Annotated in this window: 11 protein-coding genes; 8 read left to right on the forward strand and 3 right to left on the reverse strand. The window is 61.6% G+C overall.

Annotation, left to right across the window (positions count from 1 at the left end; all coding sequences use genetic code 11):
* Window positions 1-2: 2 nt before the first annotated feature.
* On the forward strand, window positions 3-899 hold the full coding sequence (locus CO666_RS29885) for a LysR family transcriptional regulator (RefSeq protein WP_097615634.1): 897 nt from the start codon (window positions 3-5) through the stop codon (window positions 897-899).
* Between the two features lie 42 nt (window positions 900-941).
* On the opposite strand, the gene CO666_RS29890 is transcribed toward CO666_RS29885, so the two are convergent.
* Window positions 942-1,688, reverse strand: coding sequence for an SDR family NAD(P)-dependent oxidoreductase (locus tag CO666_RS29890; protein WP_097615635.1), 747 nt, complete (start codon window positions 1,686-1,688; stop codon window positions 942-944).
* 35 nt (window positions 1,689-1,723) lie between these two features.
* Window positions 1,724-2,116 carry a DoxX family protein gene (locus tag CO666_RS29895; RefSeq protein WP_097615636.1) on the reverse strand — a complete coding sequence of 131 codons (393 nt, stop codon included), beginning with the start codon at window positions 2,114-2,116 and terminating at the stop codon, window positions 1,724-1,726.
* Between the two features lie 156 nt (window positions 2,117-2,272).
* On the opposite strand from CO666_RS29895, the gene CO666_RS29900 reads away from it, so the two are divergent.
* A complete protein-coding gene (locus tag CO666_RS29900) occupies window positions 2,273-2,653 on the forward strand; it encodes a winged helix-turn-helix transcriptional regulator (protein WP_097615637.1) in 381 nt (126 codons plus the stop codon).
* A 42-nt stretch (window positions 2,654-2,695) separates the two neighbouring features.
* Here the strand turns inward: CO666_RS29900 and CO666_RS29905 are convergent, their stop codons facing one another.
* Window positions 2,696-3,190: an Lrp/AsnC family transcriptional regulator gene (locus CO666_RS29905; RefSeq protein ID WP_097615638.1), complete on the reverse strand. Its 495-nt coding sequence runs from the start codon at window positions 3,188-3,190 to the stop codon at window positions 2,696-2,698.
* A 172-nt stretch (window positions 3,191-3,362) separates the two neighbouring features.
* Between CO666_RS29905 and CO666_RS29910 the strand changes: the two genes are divergently transcribed.
* From CO666_RS29910 to CO666_RS29935, 6 genes are all read left to right on the forward strand, one after another.
* The gene (locus CO666_RS29910; RefSeq protein WP_097615639.1) at window positions 3,363-3,563 is read left to right on the forward strand and encodes a hypothetical protein; all 201 of its coding nucleotides are present in this window, start codon (window positions 3,363-3,365) and stop codon (window positions 3,561-3,563) included.
* A 26-nt stretch (window positions 3,564-3,589) separates the two neighbouring features.
* Window positions 3,590-7,297: a trifunctional transcriptional regulator/proline dehydrogenase/L-glutamate gamma-semialdehyde dehydrogenase gene (gene putA / locus CO666_RS29915; protein WP_097615640.1), complete on the forward strand. Its 3,708-nt coding sequence runs from the start codon at window positions 3,590-3,592 to the stop codon at window positions 7,295-7,297.
* Between the two features lie 213 nt (window positions 7,298-7,510).
* Window positions 7,511-10,048, forward strand: a complete 2,538-nt coding sequence (locus CO666_RS29920; RefSeq protein WP_097615641.1) for a methyl-accepting chemotaxis protein — start codon at window positions 7,511-7,513, stop codon at window positions 10,046-10,048.
* Between the two features lie 524 nt (window positions 10,049-10,572).
* Entirely contained in the window at window positions 10,573-12,720 is a 2,148-nt protein-coding gene (locus CO666_RS29925; protein WP_097615642.1) for a type I secretion system permease/ATPase, read from the forward strand.
* Entirely contained in the window at window positions 12,717-14,174 is a 1,458-nt protein-coding gene (locus CO666_RS29930) for an HlyD family type I secretion periplasmic adaptor subunit (RefSeq protein ID WP_097615643.1), read from the forward strand. The genes CO666_RS29925 and CO666_RS29930 overlap by 4 nt, the downstream gene beginning before the upstream one ends.
* 74 nt (window positions 14,175-14,248) lie before the next feature.
* A partial coding sequence (locus CO666_RS29935) for a M10 family metallopeptidase C-terminal domain-containing protein (protein WP_179869785.1) occupies window positions 14,249-17,421 on the forward strand: 3,173 nt, incomplete at its 3' end.

The following is a 17,421-nucleotide window of genomic DNA, read 5'->3' on the forward strand; positions in this document are numbered from 1 at the left end:
CAATGCGGCGCGACGAGTTCACCGAAATGCGGGCGTTTCTGGAAGTGGCGCGGGAGCGGAGTTTCACGCGCGCCGCATCGAAGCTGGGGGTCACGCGCTCGGCGCTCAGCCATACGATCAGCGCGCTCGAAGCACGGCTCGGCATCCGCCTTCTCTCCCGCACGACGCGTGATGTGGCGCCCACGGCGGCCGGCGCACGCCTCGTCGAAAGCATTCAACCGCATTTCGAAGGCATCGCAGCGGAGGTCGGCGCCATCAGCGCGCTGCGCGACAAACCCTCGGGTCATATCCGGCTCGTGTGTCCCGACGATGCCGTCGACCTCGTGTTCCGTCCAAGGCTGCCGGCATTCTTGCGCGACTATCCTGATATCAGCGTGGAACTCATCGTCGATAACGGTTTCACCAATATCGTCGAGCGCCAGTTCGATGCCGGCGTGCGGCTCGGCGAAGCGATTGCGCGCGACATGGTGGCCGCCCGCATCGGTCCCGATGTCGCCTACACCGTCGTCGGGTCACCGGAATATTTTGCGGGCCGCGTTGTGCCTGCGGCCCCGCACGACCTGACGGACCACAATTGCGTCAACCTGCGGCTCCCGACGTCAGGCGCCCTCTACGCTTGGGAGTTCGAAAAGGACGGCCGCGAGTTCAGCGTTCGGGTGGAGGGCCAGCTGGTGATGAGCAACATCGGACCGGCGATCAATGCCGCTCTCGATGGGGTGGGGCTGTCCTATGTGCCGAGAGACCTCGTCCGGCGATATTTGGACAGCGGTCAACTGACGGAAGTGCTGGCGGACTGGGCGCCGACGTTCCAAGGCTATCATCTCTATTACCCCAGCCGGCGCCATCTATCCCCTGCTTTCTCGGCCTTCGTCGAAACCTTCCGATACCGGCAGAGGTAGCCCCAAGGGGCGCAATCCGCTGCGCCCCTTGCTCGCCGGCGGTTATCGAGCGCTGTCGATGATGGCGCCGCCGTCGGCAGCGAGGCTGTAGCCGGTAATGAACTGCGAATCCTTGCTGGCAAGGAACAGCACCACCGGCGCAATGTCCTCTTCCGGCGAGCCGAACCGCGCCAGCGCGCTGATCGGCGGAGGGACATCTTTTTCTGCAGCGCCCCAGGTGTCGGCGATCGGCAGGACATTGTTCACGGTGATCTTGTCGGCGCCCCATTCGCGTGCCGCCGTGCGGGTCAGCGCGCGCACCGCCTCCTTGGCCATGTTGTAAGGGCCATAACCAGCCAGTCCGCTGGTGGCGGCCATCGAGCCGAAGTTGATGATCCGGCCTTCTCCGCATTCCCTCAAGTGCGGATAGCAGGCCTGCATGAAGCTGAGATAGGCGATCGGCCCGGTGTCGAAGTTCCGTTGCAGCTGCTCGACCGAGAGGTCGATGACCGAAGACGAGACCGCCGAACCATCGAAAGCATTGTTCACGAGAATGTCGATGCGGCCGTAGGCTGCGACGACCTTGTCGACCGCGGCCGTGATCTGATCGGTTTTTCCGACGTCGCAGACGGCGCCGAGGGCTGCGCCGCCGGCTTCGACGATGTCAGCGACGACACGCTCGACGCCTTCTGATGTGCGTGAGAGAATTGCGACCTTCGCGCCCTCGGCGGCAAAGAGCTTTGCGGTGGCGCGGCCAATGCCGCGGCTTGCGCCGGTGACGATGGCAACTTTTCCATTGAGGCGACCCATTTCTATCTCCTTGATTGGGGTTGGGGTATCGGACGTCAGCGCATCGCGGCCCTGATGTAAGGGGAGGGCATGTCGCGGGCGTCGTTCTGCGTCATGAACGAGGTGATGAGCAGCGCCAGGCCGATCGCCGCGGGCAGGGCGCCGGCGGGTTTTCGAACGCCGATATGGGCAAGGCCCGACAGCAGCAGGTGAAAGAAGATGCCGGCATAGGCGAGATCGCTGAGCGGCACGCTGATGCGCGATAGGATCGCGACCGGGCCGAGCACCTTGATGACGATCATGAACGGAATGAGAAAGGGAGCCGTGAATCCAAGCTTCGTCAGAGCCTGGCGAACCCAGTCTCTTCTCGTGGCATAGATGGCGGCTGAAGCGAGATAGAGCACGGATAGAAGCGCCGTGCTGATCCAATATCCATAAAATTCAAGCATGAGTTCATCCCTGCCGCTGCCTCACGCAGCGACATTCCTCTCATCGGGTTTGTCGGTTTGTCTGTCAGGGGCGCTTTTTGCTGCGCCCCGGTGCATGCATGGAAAATGTCGTCTAAGATTTATCTTTGCAAGTAGGATGAATTACTTGCTGCTAGTATGGAAAACCAGACTATGGCCGATGGCGAAATCAATATGCATGAGGAAATGCGGCGCGCATTCGCGCTGCTTTCCGGCAAATGGAAGCTTGAGATCATGTGGCTGCTCAATCAACGGGTCTACCGGTTCGGTGAATTGAGAAAGGCCATTCCCGGCATCACCCAGCACATGCTGACGGCGCAGCTGCGCGAGCTCGAAGCGGACGGTCTCGTATCCCGCACCGTCTTTGCGGAGGTTCCCCCGCGCGTCGAATATGCGATTACGCAAAAGGCCCGCGGCCTCGGCCCCACGATGGAAGCTTTGACCGCATGGTGGAACGAGTACGGCAAGAGCGTGCCGGTGAAGCTGAGCGCGCGCGGACGGAAATCGAGAGACGGCTGAACGCTTGTGAGGCAATTGCCTCAATGGCTTAGCCGTTCATGATCACGAAAGGCTGGAGCCGAACTTGTCCCAGCCTTCCTTGATCGTCTCCATCGCGACGTTCGTCGAGGTGTTGGCAACGTGGGGCAGCGTCGAGATGCGCTCGCCGAGAACGCGGCGGTAGCGGCCGATGTCGCGGGTGCGGATTTTCAGGAGATAATCGAACCTGCCGGCGATCATGTGGCACTCTTCGACTTCCCTGATCTTCTTGATCGCCTCGTTGAAGCTTCTCAGCGCTTCCTCGCGGGTATCGGAGAGCTTGACCTCGACGAAAGCGATATGGTCGAGCTGCATTTTCGCCGGATTGAGGACGGCCTTGAAGCCTTCGATATAGCCGTCATTGATCAGCCGCTTGAAGCGCAGCTGGCAGGGCGTCTTCGAAAGCCCGACGCGCGCGGCGAGATCGGTGATCGACAGCCGGCCATCCTCGGCAAGAGCCGCGAGGATCTTTCTATCGAACTGGTCCAATTCACTAAAGATGTCGTTTTCTGTGGCCATTTTAACTCCCGCTGATCGCTTTATAAGTTCATACAGCTTGAAAAGCGCTGAAATCAAGTGAGATCGCGATTTGCGACTGTGGTAGATTATGTCTCGGCACTGGGAGGAAGGGCGTGAGCGCTTGGCGCGTGCCCGGGATCGGTATCGGGCGCCGCACAAAAGGGGATCATGAATGCACGAGAAAAAAGCGGATGACGATCGGAAACCCGACCTACTCGCTCACTACCGGCCGGTGGCGATAAGAGCGGTTGCGGCGGCATTCACCCTCAAGCGCGGCAAGCCGGATGCGCGCCCGCTTCGCGAGACGGAATATTCCGGCCCGGCGGATGATGCGCCCTGGGATGACGAGCCCAGTGTTCCATTTATCCGTTAGACACACATAAATTGATAGGAACTCCCATGTTGAACGCAGCGATCGACCCCGCATCCTCCCATGATCCCGCCGACGGCGCGCCATTCGCCGCCTTCGCGCCGCCGATCCGGCTGCAATCCGAACTCCGCCAGGCGATCACGGCCGCCTATCGCCGCCCGGAAACCGAATGCCTGCCGCCGCTGGTTGCGGCCGCGCGCGTTTCGGAGGCGAAGCGCTATGACATCCGCAGCACCGCCCGCACCCTGATCGAGGCGCTGCGCGCCAAGCATAAGGGCACCGGCGTCGAGGGGCTGGTGCAGGAATATTCGCTTTCCAGTCAGGAAGGCGTCGCGCTGATGTGCCTTGCCGAAGCGCTGCTGCGCATTCCCGATACCGACACCCGCGATGCGCTGATCCGCGACAAGATCGCCGAGGGCAACTGGACCTCGCATATCGGCGGCGGCAAATCCATGTTCGTCAACGCCGCCACCTGGGGCCTCGTCGTCACCGGCAAACTGACCTCGACGGTCAACGACCGCAGCCTGTCGGCGGCGCTGACGCGGCTGATTGCGCGTGCCGGCGAACCGGTCATCCGTCGCGGCGTCGATATGGCGATGCGCATGATGGGCGAGCAGTTCGTCACCGGCGAAACGATCGAGGAGGCGCTGAAGCGCGCCAGGCCGCTTGAAGCGCGCGGCTTCCGCTATTCCTACGACATGCTGGGCGAGGCCGCGACGACCGCCGCCGACGCCGAACGTTATTTCAAGGATTACGAAAAGGCGATCCACGCCATCGGCAAGGCCTCGGATGGGCGCGGCATCTATGACGGCCCCGGCATCTCGATCAAGCTTTCGGCCCTGCATCCCCGCTATGTCAGGGCTCAGGCCGGCCGGGTGATGGGCGAGCTGCTGCCGAAGGTCAAGGCGTTGGCCATTCTGGCCAAGAACTACGATATCGGCCTCAACATCGACGCCGAGGAGGCCGACCGGCTGGAGCTTTCGCTCGATCTGCTCGAGGAACTCTGCTTTGCCCCGGAACTGACAGGCTGGAACGGGCTTGGCTTCGTCGTGCAGGCCTATGGCAAGCGCTGCCCCTTCGTGCTCGACTATATCATCGATCTCGCACGCCGCTCCGGGCGCCGGCTCATGGTACGTCTGGTCAAGGGCGCCTATTGGGATGCAGAGATCAAGCGCGCCCAGCTCGACGGCCTCGACGACTATCCGGTCTATACCCGCAAGATCTACACCGACGTCGCTTACATCGCCTGCGCGCGCAAGCTTCTCAACGCGCCCGACGCGGTCTTCCCGCAGTTTGCCAGCCACAATGCGCAGACGCTCGCCACGATCTATCATCTCGCCGGTCCCGATTTCGCCGTCGGCAAATACGAGTTCCAGTGCCTGCACGGCATGGGCGAACCGCTCTACGACGAGGTGGTCGGCAAGGAAAAGCTCGATCGGCCCTGCCGCATCTATGCGCCTGTGGGAACGCATGAGACGCTGCTCGCCTATCTGGTGCGGCGCCTTCTGGAAAATGGCGCCAATTCCTCCTTCGTGCACCGCATCTCCGACCCGAATGTTTCGGTCGAGGCGCTGATCGCCGATCCGGCGGAAACCGTCGCGGCCATGCCCGTCGTCGGCGCTCCTCATGTGCAGATCGCCGCGCCGCAGGCGCTCTACGGCAGCGCTCGCGCCAATTCGAGCGGCCTCGATCTCTCGAACGAGGCGACGCTCGAAGATCTGGCGCAGACGCTCGCCTCCACGGTCTCAGCCCCGTGGCATGCGCTTCCGCTTCTCGCAGACGGTTCCAAGGATGGGGTCACGCGTGATGTCCTTAATCCCGCCGACCACCGCGACATCGTCGGCACGGTCACCGAACTCAAGGTCGAGGAAGCTGCTCGTATCGTTGCGATGGCGGCTGAATATGCGCCGCAATGGGCCGCCGTGCCGCCGGCTGAGCGCGCCGCCTGCCTCGATCGGGCAGCCGACATCATGCAGGCCCGCATCAAGGTGCTGATGGGCATCATCATGCGTGAGGCCGGCAAATCCGCTACCAACGCGGTCGGCGAAGTGCGTGAGGCGATCGACTTTCTGCGTTATTACGCCGATCAGGCCCGCAAGACGCTCGGACCGTCGCATCTGCCGCTCGGGCCGATCGTCTGCATCAGCCCGTGGAATTTCCCGCTGGCGATCTTCACGGGCCAGGTTGCCGCTGCACTGGTGGCCGGCAATCCCGTGCTTGCCAAACCGGCTGGCGTCACGCCGATCATCGCCTCGGAGAGCGTCAAGATCCTCCACGAGGCGGGTGTGCCTGTGGGCGCCTTGCAGTTCGTGCCCGGTAGCGGTCGCCTCGGCGCCGGCATGGTCGGCGCTGCCGAAACGGCAGGCGTCATGTTTACCGGCTCGACCGAGGTTGCCCGCATGATCCAGGCGCAGCTCGCCGAGCGGCTGTCTTCGACCGGCAAGCCGATCCCGCTGATTGCCGAAACCGGCGGCCAGAACGGTATGATCGTCGACTCCTCGGCCTTGGCCGAGCAGGTGGTGGCCGACGTCATCGCCTCGGCTTTCGACAGCGCCGGCCAGCGGTGCTCGGCGCTCCGCGTTCTCTGCCTTCAGGACGATGTCGCCGACCGGACCCTGAATATGCTGAAGGGCGCCTTCCGCGAGCTGACGATCGGCCGTACCGATCGGCTGAGCATCGATGTAGGGCCTGTGATCAACGATGGCGCCAAGGCCGAGATCGACCAGCATATCGAGCAGATGCGCGGCCTCGGCCGCAAGGTCGATCAATTGCCGCTGCCCGAAAGTGCCGCGGCGGGAACCTTCGTTCCGCCGACGATTATCGAGATCAAGTCCCTGTCGGATTTGACGCGGGAGATCTTCGGGCCGGTCCTGCATGTCGTCCGCTTCAAGCGAAACGGGCTCGACCGGCTGATCGACGACATCAACGCATCGGGCTACGGGCTGACATTCGGGCTCCACACCCGGCTCGACGAAACGATCGCGCATGTGACGAGCCGCATCAAGGCAGGCAACCTCTACGTCAACCGCAACATCATCGGCGCTGTTGTCGGCGTGCAGCCCTTCGGCGGCCGCGGCCTGTCGGGAACCGGTCCGAAGGCCGGCGGTCCGCTCTATATCGGACGGCTGGTGCAGCGCGCTCCCGTGCCGCCGCAGCAGGATTCCGTTCATACGGACCTCGCCCTTCGCGACTATATCGTCTGGCTCGACAAGAAGGGCTTGCCGGCCGAAGGGGAAGCGGCGCGCGGATATGCAAGCCGCTCGGCGCTCGGGCTCGAACGGGAACTCACCGGTCCGGTCGGCGAGCGCAATCTCTACGCGCTCCATCCCCGCGGCCGCATTCTTGCTGTGCCGCAGACCGAAAGCGGGCTCCATCGCCAGATCGCCGCAGCGTTGTCCACGGGCAACCACATCGTCGTGGACGCCGGCACCCTGCCGAAATCGACCTTGTCGGATCTGCCGGCGGCTGTTGCCAGCCGGGTTTCCTGGACTTCGGATTGGGAAAAGGACGGGCCGTTCTCGGGCGCACTCGTCGAAGGGGATCGTGACAGGGTTCTGCTCGTCAATCGGAAGATCGCCGCTCTGCCCGGTCCGCTTCTGCTGGTCCAGGCCGCGACGAGCGAGGAATTGACTGATGATCCCGAGGCCTATTGCCTGAACTGGCTGCTGGAGGAGGTGTCGACGTCGATCAATACCGCGGCAGCCGGCGGCAATGCGAGCCTGATGGCGATCGGCTAAGAGAAATAAGACGAGGGCGCGCAAATGCGCCCTCGATCAAGCGACCTCAAAAACTCGACACCGTTGACCATTTTTTTAAGGGTTCTGGCTATCGTGGCAACCTAGCGCGATGACTGCCAATTGTGGTCACTCCGGCATGGCCGCTGTGGCTGTATGTCGATGTGAGTGATTGCGCTGGAGACACAGGCAATTTTCCTGGGGTGGGGCTTTTTTATGGCGTTGATTGATCGACTGTTGCAGCGGATGCGGATTGTCACGAAGGTCCTGTTCTTCTTGGTGCCTCTCATCGTCCTCATCGCCGGCATCGGCCTTTTCGGCTATTTCACCGCCGGTACGCTCAAGGGCCAGATGACGCTGACGCGGCAGACGATCGATGCCCTTTCCAGTTTCCAGCAACTGCGATCTTCGCTGACGGCCTTTACCGATCTTCCGGCGCCCGCCACGCGCGATCGGCTGGTTGCCAGCATCTCCGATCAGGAGAAGGGTGCTGCAACGCTCGACGCGATGCTGATCGAACCCGCCCAAAAGCAGCAGATCGCGGTGGTGCGCGAACTCGGGGGTAAGATGCAGAGCGGCGCCGATGCGCTTTGGGCCGTGTCGCAGGAGCGCGCCAATACCGAAAAGGCGATCGACGATGCTGTGACCCAGCTGTTCAAGGAAAGCCAGACGGCCCGCAAGCAGCTCGACGTCCTCCAGGATCAGGCGAACGGAAAAGAAGCCTTCGTCCGGGCGCTGCTCCTCGATGCCTCCGTCTACAAGAATCTCGCGCAGCGCATTGCAAAGTTGCGCAAGGCGACCGCGCAGGCAGCGGCCCCCGCCGATATCGCCGCCGCTCTCGGCAGCCTGCTGCCGCCGCTCGTCAAGGAAGTCGGCGGGAGCGCCGCACTCGCCTCCGATAAGGCTCAAAGCCAGCTTGCCGCGCTGAAGCCGGTGTTGGACAAGCTCGCCGCGATCGCCAAGGACAGCGCCAACCTTACGCTTGACAGCTACGCTCCTGTCGACCAGGAGCTGCAGGGCTTCGAGGAGAAGTTCGGAAAGCTTGCTTCAGGCAATGCCGATACTGCGATCGAGCGTTTTGTCGGCATGGATGCAAGCATATCGACGCTTCGCTCGATGGTGGCGATCGTCAACACCGCGTTCAAATCGATCGACGATCTGCGCCTGCACTTAAGCGAGCTGAACAGGCGGGTCGATGCCGAGGCGCGGGATGCCGTTCTCGCCGATCTCAAGGCACTGCGCGAAAGCGCCGCGCAGCTCGTACCCTTGAGCGGGAAAAACGCCGCCTTGCAGGATCTTGCCAAGAAGATCGAGCCGTCGCTTGCCTCGATCGAAAAGGATAGTTCGCTTCTGATATCGATCGCCGACCGGTGGCGGGCGAACAAGGAGGCGGCGACGGCGCTGGTGGCCGACGCAAGCCACACGCTCGAGCAGTTCGTCAGCACGGCGCAGGAGAGCGGCAGGGAAATCAGCCAGCGCTCGGCGACAATGTCGCTTGCGGCAATGATTGCGGGCACAGTGCTGGCGATTATCGGCGGTCTCATGCTGATCGAAACCCTGCGCGGACCGCTGAAGCGGATCACCCAGACGATGATGCGGCTTGCCGACGGCGATCTCGACATCTCCATCGGCGACGGCAAGCGCGGCGACGAGATCGGCGACATGATCCGATCGGTGACGGTCTTCCGCGATCAGGCGCTGGAGAAGACCAGGCTGGAGGAGCTTGCCGAAGCAAACAGGGCGCGGGACGAACGGGAGCAGGCCCGTCGCGCAGCCGAGCAGGCGCGCATCGAAGCCGAACAGAGCGAGGCTTTGAACGCTCTGTCGGACATGTTGGGCAAGCTTGCCAACGGCAATCTCGCCGCGGAGATGAGCGAGGATCTGGCCGCTGAATATGTCGCCATGGCCCGCACCTACAATCATGCCATCGACGCGTTGCGCCTGACGCTCGCCGAGGTTCGCAATACGACCTACGAAATCGCCGAGGGCAGCACCACTCTTTCGGGTGCCGCCGACGATCTCGCTCGCCGCACGGAGCAGCAGGCCGCGGCCCTCGAAGACAGTTCGCGCGTGCTCGGCGAACTCACAGCCAGCGTGCGGACGACGGCCGAAAATGCGAGCCAGACGTCGCGTTCGGTCGCCGAAGCGCACCGCCAGGCCGAGCATTCCGCAGCCGTCGTCGCCAAGGCCGTCGACGCCATGGGCGCCATCAACCGGTCGTCCGAAAAGGTCAGCAGCATCATCGGCGTGATCGACGAGATCGCCTTCCAGACCAATCTTCTCGCGCTCAATGCCGGCGTGGAAGCCGCCCGTGCCGGAGAGGCCGGCAGAGGTTTTGCCGTTGTCGCACAAGAGGTTCGCGAGCTTGCGCAGCGTTGCGCCAAGGCGGCCCGCGAGATCAAGGAACTGATCTCCAACAGCGCATCGCAAGTCGGCACGGGGGTCAAACTCGTCGAGGAGACCGGTGAGGCGCTTTCGGCGATCATGGAGCACTTCACCTCGATCAACGGGCTGGTGCAGGTCATCTCGTCGGCGACGACGACGCAGTACAAGGGCATCGACGAGGTGAACAACGCCGTGCGCGACGTCGAGCACATCACCCAGCACAACGCCGCCATGGTGGAGGAGAACACCGCGGAAATTCACAGGCTCCGCCACCAGGTGGAGGTCCTGAACGAAAGAATCTCGCACTTCCAGACTGCCGTCGCCGATGGCCGCAGGGCAGCCAGCCCGTCAATGTCGCTGGCTTCCTGAGAATAACGCCTTCACCCCGGCGCCGGCAGGGCGGTCAGACGGCTCTGCCCAACCCAAGCGGCGTCAGGCGGGAAGGGTGTCGGCGCGGAGCAGTGTGAGGCAGTGACGCTTCAGCTAAAATTCTGATGACGCGACGATGTCGCTCGGTCGTGGTCGCGGGAGGGGATTGTGATCTCCTCATGAATCCGGGTCGGCCGCGCCGCCAGGAGGAGCGCCACGTCGATATCGTGCGTCACGAACAGGATGACCTTGTGGAATTGTTCGCGCAAAGAGGGTTCAGTGATATAAAAACCTCTTGCACGGGTAATCTGGCTCGCTTCGCTTGCTGAGCGTCAAACTAAACATGCTACCGGCGGTGCAGTGTTGCTTCTTCGTCACAACCGAGCCGAATTGCGGTGAGCCCCGATATCCCCGTGGCGCGGTATTTCTGAGTGAGCTACATGTCAGCAGAGAACCGCCGCATGCGGTCGGTCGAGTGGTGTTGCAAGCGGAGAATCCGCGGCTTAGAGGGATAAGTTCCGCATATGGATGGCGTCGTTTCGCAGCAGCTGGACTCCGGTCTTCGTGCGCTCTGCGGTATCGCTGCATTCTATCGGATCGCCGCGGATGCCGTTCAGCTGCAGCACGATTTGGCATTGAAGGGGCGCGTGTCCCAGCCCATCGACATTCAGCGCGCAGCCAAAATCATCGGACTGAAGGCCCGCATGGTCGAGAAGGTCACGGAGCAACGCCTTCGAACCATGCCCGTCCCCGCTATCGTCCAGGTTCGCAGCGGGGTCTTTCAGGTGCTCGGCGGGTTGAATCCCTCTGGGAAATACCGTCTTGTCGATCCAATAACGCGCGCTGATCGCGAGATTGCTCCGTCGGATATATTGGCCGAAATCGACGCGCGCGTCATTCTTGTGGGGCGGCGGATCAGGGGGGAAGGGTCGGACCCGCGGGAATTCGGCTTCAAGTGGTTTCTGCCGTCGATCTGGCGGTATCGAAAGCCGCTCGCGCATGTCTTGCTCGCATCGCTGTTTGTGCAGATCTTCGCGCTCATCACGCCTTTGTTCTTTCAGGTCGTAGTCGATAAAGTCTTGACGCATAAAGGCTATTCGACGTTGTTCGTGCTTGTTGCCGGCATCGCGATCATCGGCCTCTTCGATGTCATGCTTCAATACCTGCGGGCCTATGCACTGGCTCACACGACGAACCGGATCGATGTTGAACTCGGCCAGCGCCTGTTCCATCATCTGCTGCGGCTGCCGCTGGATTATTTCGAGACGCGCTCTGCCGGCCAGACCGTCACCCGCGTCCGCGAACTGGAAACCATCCGCGCATTCCTGACCGGCCAGGGATTGTTTTCGGCCCTCGATGTCGTTTTCACATTCGTCTTCATCGCGGTTCTTTTCGCGTATTCCTGGAGCTTGACGCTGATCGTCATTGCCGCCATCCCGATCTACATCCTGATCGGAAGCGTGGTGCGACCGACGCTGCGCGAATTCGTCAAGGAGAAGTTCAATCGGGGCGCGGCAAGCCAGCAGTTCCTGGTTGAAGCCATCGTCGGTATCCACACGGTAAAGTCGGCCGCGGTGGAGCCGGTCATGCAGGCGCAGTGGGAGGAGAAGCTCGCAGCTTACGTGCGAACGGCCTTCGATACGACACTGCTTGGCGTCGGCGGGCAAAATGCCATTCAATATGTGAGCAAGCTTTCGACAGCCGCCCTTCTTCTTTTCGGTGCGCGGGCGGTCATCGAAGGCGAGCTTTCCGTCGGCTCACTTGTCGCCTTCAACATGATTGCCGGCCAGGTCACCCAGCCGATCTTGAGGCTCTCCCAACTCTGGCAGGATTTCCAGCAGGTGCAGATCTCGGTCGACAGGCTCGGCGATATCCTCAACACGCCGATGGAGCGTCAGCCAGCCGCGCGGTTGTCGTTGCCTGCACCGAAGGGAAAAATCGATTTTCGAAACATTACCTTCCGGTATCGGCCCGGCTCGCCGGAGGTCCTGAAAAACATATCGCTCGAGATAAAACCGGGAGAGGTCATCGGCATCGTCGGAACCTCGGGTTCGGGGAAATCGACGCTCGCGAAACTGGTGCAGCGTCTTTATATCCCCGAAGAGGGGCAGGTCCTTCTTGACGGCATGGATCTCTCCCAGCTCGATCCCGCCTGGCTTCGCAGCCACATCGGCGTGGTTCTCCAGGAGAACCTGCTGTTCAACCGGACAATCCACGACAATATCGCCTTCTCGAACCCGGCGATGCAGCGCGCGCAGGTGATTGCGGTCGCCCAGCTCGCCGGGGCGGACGAATTCATTCTGCGGCTGCCGCACGGCTACGACACGATGATCGAAGAGCGCGGGGCAAACCTGTCCGGCGGCCAGCGTCAGAGGATCGCGATTGCCCGTGCGCTGGCCACCGCTCCGCCGATCCTGATCTTCGACGAAGCGACAAGCGCTCTCGACTATGAAAGCGAGCGCGTGGTGCAAACCAACATGCACCGGATCGCCGCCGGCCGCACGGTTATCATCATCGCGCATCGGCTCGCCGCCGTACGGCCTTGCAACCGGATCATCGGCATGGCTGACGGACGTATCGTCGAAATCGGCAGCCATGACGATCTGCTCAAGCGCCCGGGCGGGCTCTATGCGCGGCTTTGGGCCTTGCAGAACGACAGAGGCGCCGCATGAAGGGTCATGCCGCCAAAGCTGTCCGATATGCCGGCCTTCCCCCGCGTCCGGTGGCACGATCCGACCACGAGTTTCTGGCGCCGGCGCTCGAAATTCTGGAGACGCCGCCCTCGCCGGTGCGTCTGGCGCTGATCCTGATCATTTGCGCCTTCGTCACGACGGCATTGATCTGGTCTTACATTGGTCGCATCGACATCATTGCGGCGGCCCAAGGCAAAATTCAGCCGACCGGCCGTGTCAAAGTTGTTCAACCATTGTTGACAGGCAAGGTGAAGGCGCTTCCGCCGCCGAATGGCGCGCCCGTCAAGAGCGGCGATATTTTGCTCGAACTTGATCCGACGGATGCCATTGCCGATGAGACGGACGCAATAAAAGGCCTGGCGTCCGTGAGATCAGAGGTCCGGCGCCGAAAAGCCGCGGTGGATTACGTTCGGTCTCAGGAGAGCGACCAGCCGCTGCCGACGATCTCCTGGGACGTCGATGCGCCCGATGAATTGCGTCGTCGTGAAGAAGGCATCCTGCGGGGTGATCTCGAGCAATTCCAGGCCGCGGCTGCGTCGCTCGATGCCCAGAAGCACCAGAAGGAAGTGGAGCGCGATCGCCTGGTCGTGACGGTTGCGGCGCAGAACTCGCTGGTTGAGACCCTGAAAGATCGCGTGGCGATGCGTCATGCGCTGGCTTCGAAGGATGCCGGCACGATGGCGAGTGTTATCGATGCCACGCAAACATTGAAAGAGCAGGCGACCCAGCTAGCCGTGCAGGAGGGCAACCTCGCAGACGCCGTGGCCGGCATCGAGGTCTTCGCGCGGGAGAAGGACAAGCTGACACGAACGTTTTTGAGCGATCAACTCGGACGGCTCGGCGATGCGGAGCGCCGGGTCGAAGAACTGGAGCAGCGGCTGGCGAAGGCCAGGAATGTTCGAGAGCAGATGACCTTGCGCAGTCCAATAGACGGCACGGTGCAGGCGTCTTCGATTACCAGTGTCGGTCAAGTGGTGACCGTCGGCCAGGATGTGATGCGTGTCGTGCCTGAGGGGAGCGCGTTGGAGCTCGAAGTTTACGTTTTGAACAAGGACATCGGCTTCATCAAAGTCGGGCAGGAGGCTGTCGTCAAGCTCGAAGCCTTTCCCTTCACCCGCTACGGGACGATCCCAGCTCACGTCACGAAAATCGCGGCAGATGCGATCCCCGAACCCGACGCTGTGCGCCGTGAGGGCGACCCTGCGGCAAGGCAGGCGGAGACGACCTTCGGCGGCGCCGAAAGAATGCAGAACCTGGTTTTTCCGGTCACATTGAGCCTGGAGACCCATCAGATTTCAGCAGATGGCCGTAACGTCGAGTTAAGTGCGGGCATGGCAGCAATTGCGGAAGTACGAACGGGTGAGCGCAGAATGCTGGAATATGTCTTTTCGCCCTTGGTCGAGGTCGCGGAGGAAGCACTTCGTGAGAGATGAAGGTCGGCGACTTCGGCACGGGAAAACGGACTGAAATACGCGTGAGTAGAGCGGAATAGGTAAGCGGGGATTTTATGACAGGCATTATTACCGCCACGAAGAATGTGTTGTTGACAGGCGATCAGAAAATAGACGGTCTTCTCAGCGGCGTTGCCTGGGACGGCACGATAACCTATGCGTTCCCCACGACCTCGTCATCGTATATCTATAGCGGCGAGAAAGATTCCGATTTCTCGTCGATTTCCTCGCAACAGCAGTCTGAAGCTTTGTTTTTTATGGAGCAATCCTATGGAAACGCGGCAAATGACGGTTTTTCGGTTGAGGGATTTACGAACGCCAACTTTACGGCCGGGAGCGCCGATACGGCCACCGTGCGGTTCGCTCAGTCGTCCATGCCTCCGACCGCATGGACCTATTATCCGGGTAGTGCCGCCTACAGCGGCGATGTCTGGTTCGGGACGGAATATGCCGGCACAGAAGATGACCTTCGCTTTCCGGAGTTCGGCAATTATGCGGGCCATACTTTGATCCATGAGCTGGGTCACGCTCTCGGATTGAAGCATGCCCACGAAGCGGATTTTTTCAATCCTACGGTTGTTCCGCGTGCCTACGACTCGATCGAATATTCGGTCATGACCTATCGGACCTATGTCGGAGACAGTTTGAGTGGGTACAAGTATGAGCATGACGGCGCGCCGCAAACCTTCATGATGCTCGACATCGCCGCCCTGCAGCAAATGTATGGGGCGGACTACACCACGAACAGTGGCGATACCGTTTATAAGTGGAATCCGAACGAAGGCGTCACCTATGTCGACGGAGTGGCCGCCATTACGCCCGATGCGAACCGCATCTTCGCGACAATCTGGGACGGCGGCGGCATCGATACCTATGATTTGAGCGCTTATACCACCGCTCTCAAGATCGACCTGCGAGCAGGGGGGTACTCGGTCTTTTCCCAGAGCCAATTGGCCGATCTATGGGGTGACTATGCCCGCGGCAACATTTTCAACGCTCTTCTTTATGAAGGCAATACTGCGTCCTTGATCGAGAATGTTCAGGCCGGTTCCGGCAACGACAATATTGTCGGCAACGAGGCGAACAATACGCTTTGGGGCAATGCCGGAGATGATTCGCTTTACGGCGGTATCGGTGACGACACATTGATCGGAGGCGTTGGTTCCGACTGGATGGTGGGCGGGGCCGGCAACGACCTTTATGTTGTCGACGACAGCTTCGATTTTGTGATCGAGAGTGCGAACCAGGGGACGGACGCAGTCCAGACGGCCCTTTCAAGCTATACGCTCCGCAACAACGTCGAGATCCTGACCTACACGGGGTCCTCCAGTTTCACCGGCACCGGCAATGCGCTTGCTAATATGATCACCGGCGGCGACGGCAGCGACACGCTGGATGGCGGGGCAGGTGCGGACATCTTGATCGGCGGTGCCGGCAGCGACACCTATATCGTCGACAGTGTCGCAGACAGCATTACCGAGAACGCCGATGCGGGAACCGACATGGTTCGCGCGACATCGGCAAGCTATACGCTTGGCGCCAATGTCGAGAACCTCACCTACATCGGCACGGCAACCTTTATCGGAACAGGCAATGCGTTGAACAACATCCTGACCGGGGGGGCAGGTGCTGACACCCTGGACGGAAAGGCGGGATCAGACACGCTGATCGGCGGAGCGGGCAACGACACCTATGTTGTCGATGTTCTGGCCGACGTGGTCACCGAAGGGCTGAACGCAGGCACCGATCAGATCAATACGGCACTTTCTTCCTATGCTTTGACGAATATTGCCAACGTCGAAAACCTGAAGTTCATCGGCGCCGGCGATTTTAGCGGGACTGGAAACAGCCTTGCCAATACGATCACCGGGGGAGCCGGCAACGACACGCTTGACGGCGGCAGCGGCAACGACACGCTGATCGGCGGTGCCGGCAACGACACCTATGTGGTCGACAGTGCGAGCGACGTGATCACCGAGATGGTCAGCGCCGGCACCGACGAAGTCCGCACGGCGCTTGCGAGCTATACGCTCGGCAACAATGTCGAGAACCTGACCTATACGGGATCGGCCAGCTTCACCGGCACCGGCAATGCGCTCGCCAACACGATCACCGGCGGCGCCGGCAACGATGTGCTGAATGGCGGGATAGGCGCCGATAGCTTGATCGGCGGTGCGGGCGACGACACCTACATCGTCGACAATGCCGCCGACAGCGTCACCGAGGACGCCGCCGCGGGAACCGACACGGTGCAGACGAATCTGGCCGCCTATACGCTGGGGGTCAACGTCGAGAACCTCACCTACATCGGCATGGGAACGTTTGCGGGCACAGGCAATGAGCTTGCCAACACGATCCGGGGTGCGGCAGGTGCCGACACCCTGGACGGGAAGGCAGGAGCAGACAGCTTGATCGGCGGAGCAGGCGACGACACCTATATTGTCGATGACGTTGCCGACGTGGTCACCGAAGGGCTGAATGCAGGAACCGATCTGATCAAGACGGTGCTTTCAAGCTATACGCTCGGCATCAATGTCGAGAAGCTGACCTATACGGGATCGGCCAGCTTCACCGGCACCGGCAATGCGCTCGCCAACACGATCACCGGCGGCACCGGCAACGATCTTCTGGACGGCGGCGCCGGCAACGACACGCTGATCGGCGGTGCCGGTAACGACACCTATGTGGTCGACAGTGCGAGCGACGTGATCACTGAGGGTCTCAGCGACGGCACCGACGAAATCCGCACGGCGCTTGCGAGCTATACGCTCGGCAATAATGTCGAAAACCTGACCTACACGAGTTCCTCCAGCTTCACCGGCACCGGCAATGCGCTCGCCAACGCGATCACCGGCGGTGCCGGCAACGATACGCTGAACGGCGGTGCGGGCGCCGATATTTTGATCGGCGGTGCGGGCGACGACACCTATATCGTCGACAACGCCGCCGACAGCATCGCGGAGAACACCGACGCGGGCAGCGACACGGTTCGCACGGCCCTGGCGAGCTATACGCTTGGCGCCAATGTCGAGAACCTTGTCTATAGCGGCATGGCCGCGTTTACGGGCACAGGCAATGACCTTGCCAACACGATCACCGGCGGTGCCGGCAACGACACGCTGGACGGCGGCGCCGGCAACGACACGCTGACAGGCGGTGCCGGCAACGACACCTATGTGGTCGACAGTGCGAGCGACGTCGTCACCGAGGCGGTCGGCGCCGGCACCGA

Source organism: Rhizobium chutanense, from assembly GCF_002531935.1.
GTDB lineage: Bacteria > Pseudomonadota > Alphaproteobacteria > Rhizobiales > Rhizobiaceae > Rhizobium > Rhizobium chutanense.

Coding starts and splice junctions, on each gene's coding strand:
- CO666_RS29885 (WP_097615634.1), top strand. CDS start 3: ATGCGGCGCGACGAGTTCACCGAAATGCGGGCGTTTCTGGAAGTGGCG.
- CO666_RS29890 (WP_097615635.1), bottom strand. CDS start 1,688: ATGGGTCGCCTCAATGGAAAAGTTGCCATCGTCACCGGCGCAAGCCGC.
- CO666_RS29895 (WP_097615636.1), bottom strand. CDS start 2,116: ATGCTTGAATTTTATGGATATTGGATCAGCACGGCGCTTCTATCCGTG.
- CO666_RS29900 (WP_097615637.1), top strand. CDS start 2,273: ATGGAAAACCAGACTATGGCCGATGGCGAAATCAATATGCATGAGGAA.
- CO666_RS29905 (WP_097615638.1), bottom strand. CDS start 3,190: ATGGCCACAGAAAACGACATCTTTAGTGAATTGGACCAGTTCGATAGA.
- CO666_RS29910 (WP_097615639.1), top strand. CDS start 3,363: ATGCACGAGAAAAAAGCGGATGACGATCGGAAACCCGACCTACTCGCT.
- putA (WP_097615640.1), top strand. CDS start 3,590: ATGTTGAACGCAGCGATCGACCCCGCATCCTCCCATGATCCCGCCGAC.
- CO666_RS29920 (WP_097615641.1), top strand. CDS start 7,511: ATGGCGTTGATTGATCGACTGTTGCAGCGGATGCGGATTGTCACGAAG.
- CO666_RS29925 (WP_097615642.1), top strand. CDS start 10,573: ATGGATGGCGTCGTTTCGCAGCAGCTGGACTCCGGTCTTCGTGCGCTC.
- CO666_RS29930 (WP_097615643.1), top strand. CDS start 12,717: ATGAAGGGTCATGCCGCCAAAGCTGTCCGATATGCCGGCCTTCCCCCG.